The sequence below is a fragment of the Klebsiella sp. BIGb0149 genome, from assembly GCF_004362605.1.
In the GTDB taxonomy this organism is placed as follows: domain Bacteria; phylum Pseudomonadota; class Gammaproteobacteria; order Enterobacterales; family Enterobacteriaceae; genus Klebsiella; species Klebsiella terrigena.
The window spans coordinates 729,837-747,666 of record NZ_SNYG01000002.1 but is presented as its reverse complement, the minus strand read 5'-3'; the positions used below and the strand labels follow the sequence as shown (position 1 = coordinate 747,666).

General features: G+C 59.4%; 15 protein-coding genes. 12 read left to right on the top strand and 3 right to left on the bottom strand.

What is annotated here, in order from left to right; translation table 11 throughout:
• Nucleotides 1–5: 5 nt before the first annotated feature.
• Nucleotides 6–947, bottom strand: a complete 942-nt coding sequence (locus tag EDF75_RS10265; RefSeq protein WP_045856427.1) for a sugar-binding transcriptional regulator — start codon at nucleotides 945–947, stop codon at nucleotides 6–8.
• Nucleotides 948–1,174: 227 nt separating this feature from the next.
• On the opposite strand from EDF75_RS10265, the gene dalD reads away from it, so the two are divergent.
• From dalD to EDF75_RS10215, 10 genes are all read left to right on the top strand, one after another.
• On the top strand, nucleotides 1,175–2,542 hold the full coding sequence (gene dalD, locus EDF75_RS10260) for a D-arabinitol 4-dehydrogenase (protein ID WP_133599030.1): 1,368 nt from the start codon (nucleotides 1,175–1,177) through the stop codon (nucleotides 2,540–2,542).
• Nucleotides 2,543–2,551: 9 nt separating this feature from the next.
• A complete protein-coding gene (gene xylB, locus EDF75_RS10255; protein ID WP_133599028.1) occupies nucleotides 2,552–4,015 on the top strand; it encodes a xylulokinase in 1,464 nt (487 codons plus the stop codon).
• 133 nt (nucleotides 4,016–4,148) lie between these two features.
• Nucleotides 4,149–5,426 (top strand): RbtT/DalT/CsbX family MFS transporter, encoded by a 1,278-nt coding sequence (locus tag EDF75_RS10250; RefSeq protein WP_133599026.1) that lies wholly within the window; start codon nucleotides 4,149–4,151, stop codon nucleotides 5,424–5,426.
• Between the two features lie 51 nt (nucleotides 5,427–5,477).
• Nucleotides 5,478–6,140 (top strand): hexitol phosphatase HxpB, encoded by a 663-nt coding sequence (gene hxpB / locus EDF75_RS10245; protein ID WP_133599447.1) that lies wholly within the window; start codon nucleotides 5,478–5,480, stop codon nucleotides 6,138–6,140.
• Nucleotides 6,141–6,456: 316 nt separating this feature from the next.
• Nucleotides 6,457–7,611 carry a mandelate racemase family protein gene (locus EDF75_RS10240; RefSeq protein WP_133599024.1) on the top strand — a complete coding sequence of 385 codons (1,155 nt, stop codon included), beginning with the start codon at nucleotides 6,457–6,459 and terminating at the stop codon, nucleotides 7,609–7,611.
• Between the two features lie 127 nt (nucleotides 7,612–7,738).
• The gene (locus EDF75_RS10235; RefSeq protein WP_133599022.1) at nucleotides 7,739–9,361 is read left to right on the top strand and encodes an ABC transporter substrate-binding protein; all 1,623 of its coding nucleotides are present in this window, start codon (nucleotides 7,739–7,741) and stop codon (nucleotides 9,359–9,361) included.
• Nucleotides 9,358–10,395, top strand: a complete 1,038-nt coding sequence (locus EDF75_RS10230; RefSeq protein WP_133599020.1) for an ABC transporter permease — start codon at nucleotides 9,358–9,360, stop codon at nucleotides 10,393–10,395. Before EDF75_RS10235 ends, EDF75_RS10230 begins: the two co-directional genes overlap by 4 nt.
• Complete coding sequence (locus EDF75_RS10225) at nucleotides 10,392–11,297, top strand: ABC transporter permease (RefSeq protein WP_133599018.1); 906 nt, start codon at nucleotides 10,392–10,394, stop codon at nucleotides 11,295–11,297. The genes EDF75_RS10230 and EDF75_RS10225 overlap by 4 nt, the downstream gene beginning before the upstream one ends.
• The gene (locus EDF75_RS10220; RefSeq protein ID WP_045856425.1) at nucleotides 11,269–12,132 is read left to right on the top strand and encodes an ABC transporter ATP-binding protein; all 864 of its coding nucleotides are present in this window, start codon (nucleotides 11,269–11,271) and stop codon (nucleotides 12,130–12,132) included. Before EDF75_RS10225 ends, EDF75_RS10220 begins: the two co-directional genes overlap by 29 nt.
• Nucleotides 12,133–12,142: 10 nt before the next feature.
• Complete coding sequence (locus EDF75_RS10215) at nucleotides 12,143–12,916, top strand: ABC transporter ATP-binding protein (RefSeq protein ID WP_133599016.1); 774 nt, start codon at nucleotides 12,143–12,145, stop codon at nucleotides 12,914–12,916.
• 38 nt (nucleotides 12,917–12,954) lie between these two features.
• Here the strand turns inward: EDF75_RS10215 and yegS are convergent, their stop codons facing one another.
• Nucleotides 12,955–13,848 (bottom strand): lipid kinase YegS, encoded by an 894-nt coding sequence (gene yegS, locus EDF75_RS10210; RefSeq protein WP_133599014.1) that lies wholly within the window; start codon nucleotides 13,846–13,848, stop codon nucleotides 12,955–12,957.
• Between the two features lie 232 nt (nucleotides 13,849–14,080).
• Between yegS and EDF75_RS10205 the strand changes: the two genes are divergently transcribed.
• A complete protein-coding gene (locus EDF75_RS10205; protein WP_133599013.1) occupies nucleotides 14,081–14,476 on the top strand; it encodes a protease inhibitor I42 family protein in 396 nt (131 codons plus the stop codon).
• Between the two features lie 234 nt (nucleotides 14,477–14,710).
• Nucleotides 14,711–15,451, top strand: coding sequence for a carbonic anhydrase (locus EDF75_RS10200; RefSeq protein WP_133599011.1), 741 nt, complete (start codon nucleotides 14,711–14,713; stop codon nucleotides 15,449–15,451).
• Nucleotides 15,452–15,570: 119 nt separating this feature from the next.
• Here EDF75_RS10200 and EDF75_RS10195 read toward each other — a convergent pair whose 3' ends face one another.
• The gene (locus EDF75_RS10195) at nucleotides 15,571–17,727 is read right to left on the bottom strand and encodes a TonB-dependent receptor domain-containing protein (protein WP_133599009.1); all 2,157 of its coding nucleotides are present in this window, start codon (nucleotides 17,725–17,727) and stop codon (nucleotides 15,571–15,573) included.
• Nucleotides 17,728–17,830: the final 103 nt, after the last annotated feature.

Here is a 17,830-nt window from a genome sequence, read left to right as displayed (position 1 = left end):
GGGCGCTAGCGCGTTAGCAGCCAGCGGGCGGTGTGTTCATCGGTCACCAGGCCGTTGATCCAGCCGCCTTTCAGCGCGGCCAGAATCGCCGGACGCTTGTATTCGCCGCAGGCCACCGCAATGCGCGGGCAGCGGTTGTGGCGGATATCGTAGCTGGTGATCATCTGGTTGATATTGCTCTCCACCACGCCGCCTTCGGCATCAATAAAGCGGCCAAGGATCTCGCCGATCCCGCCCTGCGCCGTCAGCTCGTCCAGCTGCGCCTGATTAATAAATCCGTCCTTGAAGATTGGGCTTTGCGTGCCCAGCGGGCCGATACCGACGAAAATCACGTCCGCCTGCTGCGCGACGCCCGACACGCTCTGAAACAGCCGGCTGGTGCACCACATCCGGTGCTCGTCCGCCGTTTGCGCGTAGCGCGGCGCCGGCCACTGGTAATACTTGGCCTGAATTTTCCGCGCCAGCAGCAGGGGAACGTCGTCGTAGTAGTTGCACTGTCCGTCGGCATCCATCGCGCTTATCAGCGCCACGCAGCGGGTGTTGAAGCTGTCGAAATCGATGCGCTGCATGGTTTTCTTCAGCGTCAGCCCGGAGCCAATGCCGATGATTTTGGCCTTATCGTCCTGCAGATAGCGGGCCATCAGCTGGTAGCAGCCGAACGACACGCTGTCGAGGGTGCTCTCCTCGCTGTAGGCCGGGACGACGTTGCAGTCGATAAGCCGATATTTTTCCTGCAGCAGCTGGGCGTAGTCGAGGCAGTTTGCTACCGGATGATGTAGCCCAATCGAGACGATCCCTTCCTCTTTCGCCGCGGCAATCAGCCGCTGGACCACCGGCCTTGAGGTGCCGAGCTGGCTGGCTATCTCGCTCTGATTCTGGCCGGCAATGTAGTACATCCACGCGGCGCGGACCTTCTGATCCAGCCTGATGTCATCTTCTTTACTCACGGTTCCCTGCCTTAAGTTGGCGGCCGTGGCGATAAGCATGTCTTTTCGCGGGCCCGCTAATTTTGACTGTTAGCCGCATTTTGGCCGCGGCTCAGAAAACAGGCAAGCTTTTGCTCTCTTTTGGTCATTTGTAATTTGTTTGGGTAATTGCTCTTTTGTGATCTATGGCTCTTAATTAGGTCAAATGATCATCTACAGTGAGCCACATCACTCAAGGAGATCAGAATATGAATCAGCAATACACATGGCTTCACATCGGTTTGGGTTCTTTTCACCGTGCGCATCAGGCGTGGTACCTGCATCGCCTGATCGCCAGCGGCGATAAGCGCTGGCATATCGCCGCGGGCAACATTCGCGACGATGCCGAGCAGGTGGTGCAGGCGCTGGCCGCGCAGGGCGGGCGCTACGTGCTGGAGACCGTTAGCCCGGAAGGCGAGCGCGAATATGAAGAAATCACCTCTATTCAGAAGCTGCTGGCGTGGCAGAAGGGGCTGCAGCCGCTGATTGACGAAGGGGCCAACCCGCAGACTAAGGTGATTGCCTTCACCGTTACCGAAGGGGGCTACTACCTCAATACCAGCCATCGCCTGGAGATCAGCAACCCCGATCTGGTTGCCGATCTGCAGGGCGACTGCAAGACCATTTACGGCACCATCGCGCGTATTCTGGAAAAGCGCATGGCGGATAACGCCGGGCCGCTGACCCTGCTGAACTGCGATAACGTCCGCCACAACGGCGAGCGCTTCCACGACGGGCTGGTGGAGTTCCTGCAGCTAACCGGCAGGCAGGCGCTGGTCGAGTGGCTGGCGGCGAATGCGAACTGCCCGAATACCATGGTTGACCGCATCACGCCGCGCCCGGCGGCAGATCTGCCGGCGCGCATCAAAGCGCAAACCGGCATTGACGATCGGGCACCGGTGATGGGCGAAAGCTTCATTCAGTGGGTAGTGGAGGATAATTTCCGCGCCGAACGGCCGAACCTGGAAGCCGTTGGCGTTGAGATGGTGGACTCGGTTATCCCTTACGAAGAGGCGAAAATCCGCGTTCTCAACGCCTCGCACAGCTGCATCGCCTGGGCGGGCACCCTCATCGGCCAGCGCTATATCCACGAAAGCACGTTCACCGAGTTCATCTACGCCATTGCCGATCGCTACGTCACCGAAGACGTGATCCCGTGCCTCGGCGATAACGGTATCGACCTCGCGACCTATCGCGACGTGGTGCTCAAGCGCTTTACCAACCCCTACATCCAGGACACCAACCAGCGGGTGGCGGCGGACGGCTTCTCTAAAATCCCGGCGATGATCGCCCCGACTCTGCAGGAGTGCTACCAGCGCGGCGCGCGCCCGGAAGCGACGGCGATGCTCCCGGCGCTGTTCTTCGTCTTTATGGAGCAGTGGCATAAGGGAACGCTGCCGTATCAATACCAGGACGGGATCCTCGACGCGCAGGCGGTGCACGAGATGTTTGAGGCCAGCGACCCGATCGCCGTCTACGCCAAAGACCGGGCGCTATTTGGCGCGCTGGCGGAGAACGAGGACTTCCTGGCGCTGCTGCGCGAGAAGATTGCCGCAGTTTATACGCTGATTAAGTAAGAGGTGGCTATGTACTTAGGGATCGATCTTGGCACGTCGGAAGTGAAAGCGCTGGTCATTGACGAGAACAACGACGTCGTCGCCAGCCATAGCGCGCCGCTGAGCATTCAGCGGCCCCATCCCCACTGGTCAGAACAGGCGCCGCAGGCGTGGTGGGAAGCCACGGAATATCTGATGACCACTCTGCGGGAAAAGTGCGGCCCTCACTGGTCGGCCATCAAGGCGATTGGCCTTTCGGGGCAGATGCACGGCGCGGTGCTGCTGGACGAGCGCGGGGAGGTGATCCGCCCGGCCATCCTGTGGAACGACACCCGCTGCGCCGACGAGTGCCGCGAGCTGGAGGAGATGGCCCCCGAACTGCACCAGGTGGCGGGAAACCTGGCGATGCCCGGCTTTACCGCGCCAAAGCTGCTGTGGGTGCGCCGCCACGAGCCGGCCAACTTCCAGCGCACGGCGACGGTGATGCTGCCGAAGGACTATCTGCGCTACCGGATGACCGGCCGCAAAATCTCCGACATGTCGGACGCCGCCGGGACGCTGTGGCTGGACGTGGCGAAGCGCGACTGGTCCGATGCGCTGCTGGACAAGTGCGGCCTGTCGCGCAGCCATATGCCGACGCTGGTCGAAGGCTGCGAGGTCTCAGCAACCCTCGATCCGCAGGTGGCGGAGCGCTGGGGGCTCAACGCGTCGGTGGTGGTGGCCGGCGGCGGGGGCGATAACGCGGTCAGCGCCATTGGCGTTGGGGCGGTCTCGCCGGGGGATGCCTTTATCTCTCTCGGGACCTCCGGCGTGCTGTTCGTGGTCACCGACGCCTATCGTCCGGCGCCGCAGTCGGCGGTTCACGCCTTCTGCCACGTGCTGCCGAACCTGTGGCATCAGATGAGCGTGATGCTCAGCGCCGCCAGCTGCCTGCAGTGGTTCTGCCGTCTCACCAGCACCACCGAGGTCGCGCTGCTGGAGGAGATTGCCCAGCTCAGCGAGGAGGAGAAAGCCAGCGCGCCGTTCTTCCTGCCGTATCTTTCCGGCGAACGCACCCCGCATAACGATCCCGATGCCCGGGGGATGTTTTGGGGGATGACGCACTCCAGCCTGCGCGCGCAGCTGGGCTATGCGGTGCTGGAGGGCGTGAGCTTTGGCATCAACGACGGGCTGCAGGTGCTGAAGGAGAGCGGCACGCGGATTGAACAGTGCTCGCTGGTCGGCGGCGGCGCCCGAAGCCCGTTTTGGGCCCAGCTGCTGGCGGATATTCTCGCGATGCCGGTGGTCACCCATAAAGGGGGCGAAACCGGCGGCGCGCTGGGGGCGGCGCGGCTGGCCTGCCTGGCGGCAGGGAAACCGCTGGCCGCGGTGTGCGAAAAGCCGGAAGTCTGGCAAACCTGGCGCACGACGCCGGCCCGCCATGAGGCACTGATGCAGCGCTATGCGCAGTTTAAAGCCTTATATCTCAACGACCTGAATTACCGTCAGCGCTAAATATAAATAACATACCCTAACGAGTTCGGGCTGCGGGAAAGCAACGCGCCTGCGGCCTGAACGATGAGGGGTAGAACAACCGCTCCGGTGGCGTCATCGGAGCGAACTCCTGTACCCTGCAAACGAGGTCATTATGTCCGCAACCAATAAACAGTGGCTCGGTCTGCCCCTGAATCTGATATGGGGATACATTGCTATCGCCGTGTTTATGACCGGCGACGGTTTCGAGCTGGCTTTTCTCTCGCACTATATCAAAGAGCTGGGCTTCACCCCGGCGCAGGCCTCCTTCGCCTTTACGCTGTACGGCCTGGCCGCCGCGCTCTCGGCGTGGATTTCCGGCGTGGTGGCGGAGATCATCACCCCGCAGAAAACGATGATGATCGGCTTCGTGCTGTGGTGCGTGTTCCACGTTCTGTTCCTGATTTTTGGCCTCGGACACGCTAACTATCCGCTGATCCTGCTGTTCTACGGCATTCGCGGCTTTGCCTATCCGCTGTTCCTCTACTCGTTCATCGTGGCGATTATTCACAACGTCAAAAGCGACAGCGCCAGCTCGGCGCTGGGCTGGTTCTGGGCAGTCTATTCCATCGGCATCGGCGTGTTCGGCAGCTACATCCCGAGCTTTACCATCCCGCATATCGGCGAGCTCGGCACCCTGTGGCTGGCGCTGGCGTTCTGCGTCACCGGCGGCGTCATCGCGATGGTCGCGCTGCGCAAAATCGAAACGCCGCGGCATATGCAAAACCTGACCACCCGCGAGAAGTTTGCCGAGCTGGGCCGGGCGGTCACGCTGCTCTACAGCAATCGCAATATTCTGCTCTCCAGCGTGGTGCGTATTATCAACACCCTGTCGCTGTTCGGCTTTGCGGTCATTATGCCGCTGATGTTTGTTGACGAACTGGGCTTCACCACCTCGGAGTGGCTGCAGGTGTGGGCGGTGTTCTTCTTCACCACCATTTTCTCCAACGTGCTGTGGGGGATCCTCGGCGAGAAGCTGGGCTGGATCAAAGTGGTGCGCTGGTTTGGCTGTGTCGGCATGGCGCTCTCGAGCCTCGCCTTCTACTACATTCCGCAGCACTTCGGGCATAACTTCGCCATGGCGCTGATCCCGGCGGTTGCGCTGGGGATCTTTGTCGCCGCCTTCGTGCCGATGGCCGCCGTGTTCCCGGCGCTTGAGCCGAAGCATAAAGGGGCGGCCATTTCGGTCTATAACCTGTCGGCGGGGCTCTCCAACTTCCTCGCCCCGGCGATAGCGGTGGTCCTGCTGCCGTACTACAGCACCATCGGGGTGGTTATCGCCTACACCGCGCTGTACGTGCTGGCGTTCTTCCTGTGCGCGTTTATCCGCGTCGAGCAGCCGGGCTTTAGCCAGCAGCCGGCCGGCAGCGGTAAAAGCGTTGAATTTTCCTGATGAGAGTCTACGGGCCGCGTTAGCAATATCGCGGCCCGCCTGAGGTGGATGATGAGTATTAAAGCGGTAATTTTTGACATGGACGGCGTGCTGATTGACTCGGAAGGCCTGTGGCGCCAGGCGCAGATGGAGGCCCTGGCCTCTCTGGGCGCGACGGTCAGCGTTGAGGAGTGCGAAACCTTGACCAAAGGCAAGCGGCTGGACGACATTGCGCGCATCTGGTGCCGCCACTGTCGGCTCAGCGTCGCGCCGCAGCGCCTGCAGCAGGCTATCCTGCAGCGGGTCACCGGCCTGATTACCGCCAGCGGCGAGGCGATGGAGGGGGTCAATGACGCCTTAGCCCATTTCCGCCGCTGCGGCTATAAGATTGCGCTGGCGACCTCCTCGTCCCATCAGGTGATTGCCGCCGTGCTGGATAAGCTCGCCCTGCGCCCGTGGTTCGACGCGATCTCCAGCGCCGACGACGAAGCGTGGGGCAAGCCGCACCCGGCGGTCTACCTCGCAACCCTGCGCAAGCTCAACCTCCGCGCGGAGCAGTGCCTGGTTATTGAAGATAGCGCCAGCGGCTTCCAGGCCGCCCGGGCCGCGGGCATTCCGACGATAGCGGTGACTGAAGATTGCCAGCATCAGCAGTTCCACGGCGCGGTTGCCCGCCATCACTCCCTAACCGAGCTGCTGCTGTCGCGCGACGAACGCGTTAAGGCGGCCGGATAATCACGAACCGGTGAGCGCAGGATCCCTGGAGGTGTAAACGGTCGGTTTATCTCTTTTCTGCGCTCATTTTTCACGCTTTTCCCCTGGCGATCGTCCTCACATTTCCCCTCTCTTTTGTGAAAACAATCACGTCCTGTCGTGCCGATGCCCAAAATTCGGCCGTTGCATAGCGGAATTTGTCCGAGGCAGTGTTAATGATTTGTGCTTAGATTAATAATTGAAACGCTTTTTCAATTATGTGAACTCATTCACCATGCTTAACAGTTGGGCGAATTTTGGCCATATGGGTTCAGGTGCATCGTACTAAGGACAAAGAATGAAAATTGAATCTGTAAACGTCACCGTTTTTCACTATCCCACCCGGCGGGTTGCCGATAGCGCCGGGCACTCCCACCCGGGAGCGGAAGGGCTGGCGAAAATGGCGATGCTGACCATCACCGCCGATGACGGCACCCAGGGCTACGCCTTCGCACCGCCGGAAGTGGTGCGCCCGTTTGTGGTGGACACCTTTTTCCGCAGGGTGCTGGTAGGCCAGGATCCCTTTAATCGCGAGCGCATCTGGCAGGATCTTAACCACTGGCAGCGCGGCAGCGCCCACCAGCTGACCGAGCGCGCGCTGTCGTTTGTCGAGCAGGCGCTGTGGGATCTGCTGGGCCGCAGGCTCAATATGCCGGTCTATAAGCTGCTGGGCGGCTATCGCGATAAGGTGCCGGCCTACGGCAGCACCATGTGCGGGGACGATCTGCCCGGCGGCCTGTCGACGCCGGACGAGTTCGCGGCGTTTGCCGAAAAGCTGGTGGCGCGCGGCTACAGGGCCATCAAGCTGCACACCTGGATGCCGCCGATCGCCTTTGCGCCGAATCCGAAGATGGATATCAAAGCCTGCGCCGCGGTACGTGAAGCGGTTGGCCCGGACGTTGAGCTGATGATTGACGGCTACCACTGGTACAGCCGCGCCGAGGCGCTGTGGATTGGCAGGGAGCTGGAAAAGCTCGACTTCGCCTGGTTTGAAGAGCCGATGGAGGAGGATTCGATGTCGTCCTACGCCTGGCTGGCGGAAAACCTGACCATTCCGATCGTCGGCCCGGAGAGCTTCGGCGGCAAGCATCATATGCGCGCTGAATGGGTGAAGGCCGGAGCCTGCGATATTTTACGCGCCGGGGCCAACGGCGTCGGCGGGATTACGCCCACCATGAAGGTGGCGGCGCTGGCGGAGTCTTTCGGCATGGACTGTGAGGTTCACGGCAACGGGGCGGCGAGCCTGGCGGTGGTGGGTGCGATCCGCAACTGCCGCTGGTACGAGCGCGGTCTGCTGCACCCGTTCCTCGATTACGACGCGCCGGCCGCCTATCTCAACAGCATCGTTGACCCGATGGATGAGCAGGGCTTTGTGCATTTGTCACAGCGCCCGGGCCTCGGGGAAGACATCAACTTTGCGTATATCGAAGCCAATACCGTTAGCCACGACTGATTAATAAAAAGTCCGCATGCCGAAGGCATAGCGGATATGGCCGAACGGATAACCATTATAAACAGGCCCTGAGTCAGCCGCTGCGGCGCCAATGATGACGGGCGTGTACCCTACAGGCGAAAGATAGATGAAGAGATCCTCCTTACTGGGAGCGTGCCTGCTCGCGCTCGCCGTGACGCTGGGGAGCGGGGCGAGCTACGCCAAAACGCCGCCCGACCAGCTGATCGTCGGTATGAATATGAATAACCTGCTGACACTCGACCCGGCGGCCATGACCGGCAACGAGGTGGTGGGGGTGGTGGTCAATCTTTACGATTCACTGGTTGAACTGGACCCCGAGCAGCTCACCAACGTGCGCCCGGCGCTGGCTAAATCCTGGGAGATAAGCCCGGACGGCGCGACGCTGACCTTCCATCTGCACGACAACGTGACGTTTCACTCCGGCAATCCGCTGACCGCGGCCGACGTGGTGTGGTCGATGCGGCGGATCCTGCACCTTAACCTCGCCCAGGCCTCGGTGTGGAAATCCTACGGCTTCAGCAAAAGCAATATCGATAGGCAGGTGACGGCGCTGGACGACGTGACGGTGCAAATCACCCTGCCGAAGGCCAACGATCCGCAGCTGGTGCTCTACTCCCTCGGCGCGCTTGGCAACCTTGGCGTGATCGACAGCAAAACGGTGCAAAGCCACGCGCAGGATAACGACTGGGGCAACCGCTGGCTGACCACCCACGAAGCCGGGTCGGGGCCGTTTATGCTGGAAACCTGGCAGGCGAAGGAGGTGCTGCGCATGCAGCGCAACCCGAACTACTGGCGCGGGGAGGCGAAGATGAGCCGGGTGGTGTTGCGCCATTTTCAGGAGTCGCAAACGCTGCGCCTGATGATTGAGAAGGGCGATCTCGACATCGCCAACAATATGGCGGTATCGGATATCAACGCCCTGCGCAGCAACCCGCAGCTGAGCGTCGATGCGGTGCAGCGCGGAACGATGTACTACGTGGCGATGAGCATGAAGGAGGCGCACTTCGCCAACCCCAGGGTGCGCGAGGCGCTGCGCTACCTGATTGACTATCAGGGGATTAACCGGGCGCTGATGCCGGGCTACGGGGTGCTGCACCAGCGGCCGATCAAAGCCGGCATGCCCTCGACGCTGCCGGACCCGGGCTACCGACTGGATATTGCGCGGGCGAAAAAGCTGCTGGCGGAGGCGGGCTATCCCGACGGTTTCACTACCACGCTGCGGGTGCTCTCCGACCAGCCGTTCCTCAATATCGCCATCGCCGTGCAGTCCACGCTGATGCAGGCGGGTATTAACGCCAAAATTATTACCGGTACCGGCAACCAGATCTACGGGGCGATGCGCGAGCGTCAGTTCGACCTGCTGGTGGGCCGCGGCGGCAGCGGGATGGAGCCGCATCCGCACTCCAGCCTGCGGGCGCTGGTCTATAACCCGGATAACAGCGACGCCGCGCGGCTGACCAACTTCCAGGGCTGGCGGACCGGTTTCTACGACCCGCAGCTCAACGCGATGATCGACGGCGCGCTGCTCGAACGCGACCCACAGAAGCAGGTTGCCGACTACCGGGCGATTCAGGCCCGCTACGACCAGCTGATCCCGGCCCTGATCCCGCTTTCACAGATGGTTGATTCGGTGGTGGTCCGCCGGGAGGTGCACGACTATCGGCCGCATCCGTCCGCCACCACCTTTTTACGCGAAGTCTATAAAGTCAGCGAAGGAGAGAAAGGATGAGTACACGCCTTTTCGCGCCCGGCTCCCGCGCCCGGCGTTTGGCTAAACGGCTGCTGCAGGTGGCGATCACGCTGTTCGGCCTGCTGCTTCTCACCTTCACCATCGGACGGGTGATGCCCATCGACCCGGTGCTGGCGATTGTTGGCCCGGATGCCGACCACGGCACCTATCAGCAGGTGTACCACCAGTTGGGGTTTGACCAGTCGCTGGTCACCCAGTTTGCCATCTATTTCGTCAACCTGCTGCACGGGGATCTGGGCAACGCCCTGCTGACCGGGAAACCGGTGATGGACGATATTATTCGCGTCTTCCCGGCGACCATGGAGCTGGCGACGATGGCGATTATCGTTGGCGCCGGGCTCGGTATTCCGCTGGGCGTGCTGGCCGCGGCGCGGCGCAACAGCTTCAGCGACTACGTGGTGCGTATTATTAGCCTCGCCGGCTACTCGACGCCGATCTTCTGGGTCGGGATGATCGGGCTGCTGGTGTTCTACGCCTGGCTCGGCTGGGTGGGCGGCGCCGGGCGGGTGGATCTCGGCCTCGACGGGATAGTGCCGCGGCGCACCGGCCTGATGACCGTTGACGCGCTGCTGGCGGGGAATGGCCGGGTATTCTGGAACGCCATCAATCACCTGATTTTACCCGCTTCGCTGCTCGGCTTTCACTCGCTGGCCTACATCAGCCGCATGACCCGCAGCTTTATGCTGGCCCAGCTGTCGCAGGAGTTCATTATCACCGCCAGGGTGAAGGGGCTCACCGAGCGGCAGGTTATCTGGCATCACGCCTTTCGCAACATACTGGTGCAGCTGCTGACGGTCGTGGCGCTGGCCTACGGCGCGCTGCTGGAAGGGGCGGTGCTGATCGAGACGGTCTTCTCGTGGCCCGGCTTCGGCTCCTATCTCACCGGCAGCCTGCTGCTCGGGGATATGAACGCGGTGATGGGCTGCGTGCTGCTGGTGGGGGTCATCTTCGTGATGCTCAATCTGCTTTCCGACATGCTGTACCAATTCTTTGACCCGAGGACCAAATCATGACGGTTTCGCTGGATACCCCGCTGCGAGGCGGAACGAACGAGGGCCGCCAGCGGATAGTTCGCGGGCTGAGGCGCGGTGCCGGGTTTATCGGCAGGATGGCGCGCAATCCCCTCACCGCGATCGGCGGCGGGATTATCGGCCTGCTGCTGGTGGTGGCGATTTTTGCGCCGCAGATTGCCCCCTATCACCCGCTGGTGCAGGACCTCAACAACGCGCTGGCGGCGCCCAATGCGCAGCACTGGTTCGGCACCGACGAGTTTGGCCGCGATATCTTTAGCCGGCTGGTCTACGGTTCGCGCATCACGCTCTATATCGTGCTGCTGGTGTCGGTGACCGTCGGGCCGCTGGGGCTGCTGCTGGGGGTAAGCGCCGGCTACTTTGGCGGCAGGGTGGATATGGTGCTGATGCGCGTCACCGATATCTTTATCTCTTTCCCGAGCCTGGTGCTGGCGCTGGCCTTTGTGGCAGCGCTGGGCCCTGGCCTTGAGCACGTGGTGATTGCGATTACGCTTACCGCCTGGCCGCCGATTGCGCGTCTGGCCCGCGCGGAGACGCTCTCCCTGCGGCAGGCCGATTTTATCTCGGCGGTGCGTTTACAGGGCGCTTCTGCGACCCGCGTGCTGTGTCGGCACATTGTGCCGCTGTGCCTGCCGTCGGTGATCATCCGCATCACCATGAATATGGCGGGAATTATTCTGACCGCCGCCGGGCTGGGGTTTCTCGGCCTCGGCGCCCAGCCGCCGGACCCGGAGTGGGGGGCGATGATCTCCAGCGGTCGCACCTACATGATGGAGTGCTGGTGGGTAGTAACGATCCCGGGGCTGGCGATCCTGATCAACAGTCTGGCATTCAACTTCTTAGGAGATGGCCTACGTGACATCCTCGATCCTCGTAGCGAATAGCGCACCGCTGCTCGACGTGCGCGATCTGTGCGTCGACTTTGTTAACGGCGGCGCGGTCACCCATGCGGTGCGCGGCGTCTCCTTCCAGCTGGGGCGGGAGAAGCTGGCGATTGTCGGCGAGTCCGGCTCGGGCAAATCCACTGTCGGGCGGGCGCTGCTGCAGCTGCATCCGAAAAAGGCGCGGGTTAGCGCCAGCCGGATGCAGTTCGCCGACCTTGATTTACAGCAGCTCAGCGAGGCGCAGATGCGCGCCGTGCGCGGCAAGCGCATCTCCATGATTATGCAGGACCCGAAATACTCGCTCAATCCGGTGGTGTGCGTCGGCGATCAGGTGGCTGAAGCCTGGCTCACCCACCATCCCGGGCGTAAAAACGAGGCCAGAAGCAAAGCCCTGGAGATGCTGGAGGTGGTGCGCATCCGCGACCCGCAGCGCGTCTATCGGCTCTATCCGCATGAAATTTCCGGCGGCCAGGGGCAGCGCATCATGATCGCCATGATGCTGATCGTCGACCCGGAGCTGGTGATTGCCGATGAGCCCACCTCGGCGCTGGACGTCTCGGTACGTCTGCAGGTCCTCGGCCTGCTCGACGATCTGGTGCAGTCGCGCGGGCTGGGGCTGATATTTATCAGCCACGATATCAATCTGGTGCGCAGCTTCTGCGATCGGGTGCTGGTGATGTACGCCGGGCGGGTAGTAGAGTCCATTGCCGCCAAAGACCTTGATAACGCCCGCCACCCCTACACGCAGGGGCTGATTAACTCCCTGCCGGATATGCAGCGTCGCCGCCCGGTGCTGCCGGTTCTACAGCGCCAGGCCAGCTGGCTGACGGAATAAGGAGAGCCTGATGATTGACGTACAAAACCTCAACCTCGCCTTTGGCGAGGGCAGCAAGCGTAGCCAGGTCCTGCATGACGTGAATTTTCACGTCCGTCCCGGCGAGATCTACGGCCTGGTGGGGGAGTCCGGTTCCGGCAAAACCACGGTGCTGAAGTGCCTGGCCGGGCTGTTCACCCACTGGCAGGGGGCGCTGGCGATCGACGGCCGCGCGCTGGAGCATAAAATCAGCCGCCGGCGCTGTAGCCAGGTGCAAATGGTCTTTCAGGATCCCTACGGCTCGCTGCACCCGCGGCATACCGTGGGCGATATTCTTGAGGAGCCGCTGCAGATCCACGGTATCGGCGATCGCGATCGGCGGGTCAATACGCTGCTGGACAGGGTGGGGCTAAATCGCGCCTTTCGCGACCGCTATCCGCACCAGCTTTCCGGCGGCCAGCGCCAGCGGGTGGCGATCGCCCGGGCGCTGATCCTCGAACCCCAGGTGCTGCTGCTGGATGAGCCCACCTCGGCGCTGGACGTTTCGGTGCAGGCCGAGATCCTCAACCTGCTGGCGGAGCTGCAGCGGGAGGCGAAGCTCACCTATTTAATGGTCACCCACGACCTTGGGGTGATTGCCCATCTCTGTCATAAGGTGGCGGTGATGCAGCACGGGCAGATCCTCGAAACCCTGACGGTGGATGCGCTGGTCAACGGCGAAGCGCAGGCGGCCTATACGCAAATGCTGGTCAATGCCAGCCGGCAGTATACCCGGGAGATGGCGCGGGAGGTGGCCGCGTACTGAATGACGCCCGGCGGCCTATCGCCGCCGAGCGCCGGGGATTATTTCAGCAGCGCGCAGTCCGGCGGCAGCCGGCAGCGCAGGGCGCCGGGCAGAATTTCCATGCGGAAGGTTTTGCCGCTCAGCGGCTCGCCGTCGAGGTTAAAGGTCATCTCGTGGGCGGCGGTAATTTCAAACCACGACGACACGCCGTCTACCAGGTTAGGGGAGTTGTCGGGATTGGCCAGCGTGCTGAACAGCGCCGGCAGCAGCTCCTGGCCGGTAAAGATGCGCAGATGCAGCAGCCCGTCGTTGATTAACGCCTGCGGGCACAGCTGCTGGCCGCCGCCGGCCTGACGTCCGTTGCCGATGCCGATCACCAGCGCGTCCCCTTGCCAGGAGAAGTTCTCCCCGCGGATTTCACAGCGGTCGGGCTTGAGGGTATCCATGCGCATCAGGCCGTGGATCAGGTAGGAGACGCCGCCCAGCGCGGCCTTAAGTTTTTCCGGCGTTTCGGTGGTGATCCGGGTGCCGAAGCCGCCGGTGGCCATATTGATAAAGCCGGTTTTATCGTTGACCCGCGCGACGTCAATCGCCATATCGCGCCCGACGATCGCCAGCTTGAGGGCGCTGGCAAGATCCTGCGGGATGCCGACGCTGGTGGCGAAGTCGTTGGCGGTGCCGAGGGGGATGATCCCCAGCGCCGCTTTGCTGCCACGCTGCACCAGCGCGGTGGCGACTTCATTGATGGTGCCGTCGCCGCCGCCGGCAATCACCGTGCCGACGTTAAGCCGTTCGGCCTCATCGACGAAGCGCTCGGCGTCGCCTTTTTCCCAGGTGACGCGGACGTGGATATCGACGCCTTCGTCGCGTAACAGCGTTATCGCTTCGCGCAGCTGCGGCTCGTTGGCGCCTTTGCCATTCAGGATCAGTAAGCTGGACGGAAACACGGGCATAGTTATGGCTTCCTTTTTGTACAAGATGCAGGAAGTGTACCGTATGAAGCGCAGGATGGATATTTTGTCAATTATCGGCCCTGACGGCACGGATATCGGGTTATCGATAACCGCGTCCCCCTTTTTCTGCAATGGTAGCTCAACCAGCGCGGTATTCGTCCTGTGATAGATTGCACGGGAGTGGCAGAATTGCGCGGGTAAATTTGACCATTGATAGAGTAAGGAAAAGAGGATGTCCCGTAACACATTCACCTACGTAACGAACACCTGCATGGCGTTATTTTGCCTGGTTTTCTCCTTCCAGGCGCTCTCCGCGCCGGTGACGGAGAAGAGTATATCCGGCGGGGAGCAGTTTACCGTTACGCTGCAGGACATCCCGGGCACCGGCTACAAGTGGATGCTACGTTCCTTACCCGCACAGGTCATGCTGGTCGCCGAGAATTATCGCCAGCCCGCCAGCTGCGGTAAGCGAGCCACGGGCTGCCCGGTGGAAAGAACCTTTACCTTTAAAGGCGTCCAGCAGGGGAGCGGAAATATTAACTTCGTCTATGGTCGCCCCTGGCTGAATATCACGGAGAAAGCGACTACCGTACGGGTCAGCGTCAGGTCAAATGCTCCTGGCCGATAATCTGGCATGAGGCGATGGCTTCTCACCTTATTTGCGCACGGTTTTTAAACTGTGCGATTTATGTTAATTATCTTTTTAAAAGGCTTATTTATATTAACAACTCGTCCCTGCGAACGTCGTTTTTTAAACAAAGGGCAAAAAAATATCTCTATATATCCTGTGGTTTTAGTTTGGTTGTTCTTTACCAGGAGATTATCTGCGTAATTTGCATAACCCGGTCCATAGAGAGTTATTATGAAACAGAACCAACAAGCTGAACCTTCACGTCGTACCATTCTGAAGCAGACGTTAGCGCTTTCCGCGCTGTCCATCACCGGGCTGGCGGCCTTATCGGTACCGACGATCTCTTTTGCCGCATCGCTGAGCAAAGAGGAACGCGACGGTATGACGCCGGATGCGGTGATTGAACATTTTAAACAGGGTAATCTGCGTTTCCGGGAAAACCGCCCGCTTAAGCACGATTATCTGCAGCAAAAGCGCAGCAGCCTGGCGGGGCAGTTCCCGGCGGCGGTGATCCTCAGCTGTATCGACTCGCGCGCGCCGGCGGAAATTATTCTCGATGCGGGGATCGGTGAAACCTTTAACTCTCGGGTCGCGGGTAATATCAGCAACCGCGACATGTTAGGCAGCATGGAGTTTGCCTGCGCCGTCGCCGGTGCGAAGCTGGTGCTGGTAATGGGGCATACCCGCTGCGGCGCCGTCCGCGGGGCCATCGATAATGCTGAATTAGGTAATCTGACCGGCTTGCTGGATGAAATTAAACCGGCCGTCGCCAAAACCGAGTACAGCGGCGAACGTACTGGCAGTAATTATGACTTCGTTGATGCCGTGGCGCGGAAAAACGTCGAGCTGACAATCGAAAATATTCGAAAAAACAGTCCGGTGCTGAGAAAGCTGGAAGAACAAGGGAAAATCAAAATGGTTGGCAGCATGTATCATCTTGCTGGCGGTAAGGTCGACTTCTTCGAGGTATGAGCCGGGTAACAAAGCCAGCGTGCATGCAACCTGAAGATAAATATTCATAGCGCATAATCGGCAGGGAAGAGGGCGTAAAAATCGCCCTCTTCCCGGATAGCGCCTCTGCCGGGGGACGATCAGAAGCGAAGGTCAACGCCGAGCATCACCGTTCTGCCGGGATCTGGCATGCTGATAACCGCTCCGGGCTGGATATCATACCGATCTGTGACATTATTAACGGCGGCAAAAAAGGTCGCATTTTTATTTAAAACATACTCTCCATACAAATCAATTTGGTACCCGGAAGGAATTTCGATAACCGGGTTGGCTGCTGTCCCCTCAAGCCAACCTGCAGGGTTGGTTTTCGCCGAGTGATATCGGTATCTGATGCCGGCATCGACGGTTTCATTGAGGAATTTTTTCCCCAGATTTACAGAGATATTTTGTTTGGCGGGAATTCTGGTGGGCGTTAATCCCCAGGCGAAGCCCATGTTATTACAGTTGCTGGTGTTATATTTTTGCGCATAGTAGTTTGAGCACACCGCTGTTTTGCTATACAGCGTGGCGGAAATGGCAGAGTAGAACAGTTCGCTGTTGTATTTAAGCGAAAAGTCAAAGCCGGATAAATCGAGTTTATCATAATTCATAAACGTGAAGTTATCCTGCCATGCCGGCATCCCCGCGGTTTTATCCTTTATTCCGGGAGAGATAAAGTTATTGGTCCTGTTGTTAAACCAGGAGAGGGAGAGGTCAAGCGTATCCTCTGTGGAGAGCAAAGCGGGGCGATGTATCTTAACCCCCACTTCTTTTTGCAGGGAGACTTCCGGCGCAATAGGATCCGCCGGGTTATAGCTGAATATCTCATTTGATACCGTGGTTTCATACAGGCTCGGCATTCTGTAGTTTCTGGCTGCTTTCACAAACAGGGTTGTGCCTGGGGTCAGCGCATAGCTTATTTCGGAACTCAGGTCCGCTTTCGCCTGATATTTTACGCTTTGATTGGTCTGAAAATCGTTGGCCTCAGAATTATGATAGTTAATCCCCAGATTGACCTGAAGCGGGCCACTCTCAATCATTCCGTTGACGAAAAGGGCATTTTCCCTTCTCTCACCGTGGCGCGAGGTGGGGTAGGCGGTAAAGCGGGTCAGACCGTCAGATTTCGGCGCCAGCTTCTCTTTTTGCGTTGACGAGCCGTAGCGGAGCGTGAGCATATTTAACTGGCTTTCATTGACAATGGCGATCCCGTTTTTATTGTTGCTATAGGCATGGAGATACTGTTGCGCATTGGTCCCCAGTGCCCACAGGCCGTTATACTGCTTTAAGTTTGTATCGGTTAGCCAGTAGTTAAGATTTAAGTTAATCAGCCTGTTGTCAACGGGGGTATAGGTATATCCGGCGCTGTAGGCATTCACAATTGCGCTGCCGGGTTTCCATTGCGGCATGGACTCCACGCCCGCGGGCAGGGGCTCGAAATCAATGTCGTTGGCGTTTTTATACCAGTAGGCAGCCAGCGTTTCGCCGGCCTGCTGACGATGGTTGCGGTAGGCAAGGTTGAAGTGATGATTGTCATTCGCGTTGAGCGCCAGCTTATAAATAAATGACTCGCTTTCAAAGTAGGTGTTTACGACCTCTTCATTTTTAAATACCACCGGATCCTTGAATTTTTTAAAGCCATTTTTCCCGGAAAAATAGTTCCCGGTGGATCTTTTACTATAGGCAACTACGGTGTCAACGCTATCGTCTCTGAAGCCAAAGGCCAGCGTGGCGGAGCCGTTTCGGAAATCATACCCGCGGGGCTTGTCCGTCAGCTGATAATAGCTCTGCTCCGCGTAATCATCGGGGATATCAGGCTTTTTATTGTTATTGAACGTTCTTAGCTTAAGAAGTAAGCCGTAGTTATTGCCGGGGTTGATAATATCCTCGGTGGTGAGGGTTTTTATATTTATTACCCCACCGATGGCGCCGGATGAAAAGGCATTGTTATTCTGTGAGGCCCCTTTGCTGATGGTGATATTACTGATTAAATCAGGATCGATGTACGTTCTGTCGCTGGTTCCCTGATAGCCTCTTGAGGTGTGGGTCGACTGCAGCGAGCCGTCAATAAACACGGGGACGCGGCCTTCACCCTGCAGTCCCCTGATTCCGGGATCGATCGAACCCGCCTCGTTTCGCATATTATTTGACTGGATATAGGTTTCAGAGGAAAAAATATCTGCATTGGCAATACCTCTGAATCTGTTTAAATCAGATCCGGAGAGGGTATTTTCAGCGGTCCCCGTAGATGAAACAACCATAATTTCTTCATTGTCATTTTTCCCTCCGCCAGCGTCGAGCCGGTAAAAACCGACGTCGACAAGGTGAGAATTAAGGCGCGTTTTCCCATAAAATTTCCTTATT

What these genes read in the sequence shown, in the direction of transcription:
- EDF75_RS10200 (WP_133599011.1), top strand. Translation starts at nt 14,711, where the DNA reads ATGAAACAGAACCAACAAGCTGAACCTTCACGTCGTACCATTCTGAAG.
- EDF75_RS10215 (WP_133599016.1), top strand. Translation starts at nt 12,143, where the DNA reads ATGATTGACGTACAAAACCTCAACCTCGCCTTTGGCGAGGGCAGCAAG.
- EDF75_RS10250 (WP_133599026.1), top strand. Translation starts at nt 4,149, where the DNA reads ATGTCCGCAACCAATAAACAGTGGCTCGGTCTGCCCCTGAATCTGATA.
- EDF75_RS10195 (WP_133599009.1), bottom strand. Translation starts at nt 17,727, where the DNA reads ATGGTTGTTTCATCTACGGGGACCGCTGAAAATACCCTCTCCGGATCT.
- hxpB (WP_133599447.1), top strand. Translation starts at nt 5,478, where the DNA reads ATGAGTATTAAAGCGGTAATTTTTGACATGGACGGCGTGCTGATTGAC.
- EDF75_RS10240 (WP_133599024.1), top strand. Translation starts at nt 6,457, where the DNA reads ATGAAAATTGAATCTGTAAACGTCACCGTTTTTCACTATCCCACCCGG.
- EDF75_RS10230 (WP_133599020.1), top strand. Translation starts at nt 9,358, where the DNA reads ATGAGTACACGCCTTTTCGCGCCCGGCTCCCGCGCCCGGCGTTTGGCT.
- EDF75_RS10235 (WP_133599022.1), top strand. Translation starts at nt 7,739, where the DNA reads ATGAAGAGATCCTCCTTACTGGGAGCGTGCCTGCTCGCGCTCGCCGTG.
- dalD (WP_133599030.1), top strand. Translation starts at nt 1,175, where the DNA reads ATGAATCAGCAATACACATGGCTTCACATCGGTTTGGGTTCTTTTCAC.
- xylB (WP_133599028.1), top strand. Translation starts at nt 2,552, where the DNA reads ATGTACTTAGGGATCGATCTTGGCACGTCGGAAGTGAAAGCGCTGGTC.
- yegS (WP_133599014.1), bottom strand. Translation starts at nt 13,848, where the DNA reads ATGCCCGTGTTTCCGTCCAGCTTACTGATCCTGAATGGCAAAGGCGCC.
- EDF75_RS10225 (WP_133599018.1), top strand. Translation starts at nt 10,392, where the DNA reads ATGACGGTTTCGCTGGATACCCCGCTGCGAGGCGGAACGAACGAGGGC.
- EDF75_RS10205 (WP_133599013.1), top strand. Translation starts at nt 14,081, where the DNA reads ATGTCCCGTAACACATTCACCTACGTAACGAACACCTGCATGGCGTTA.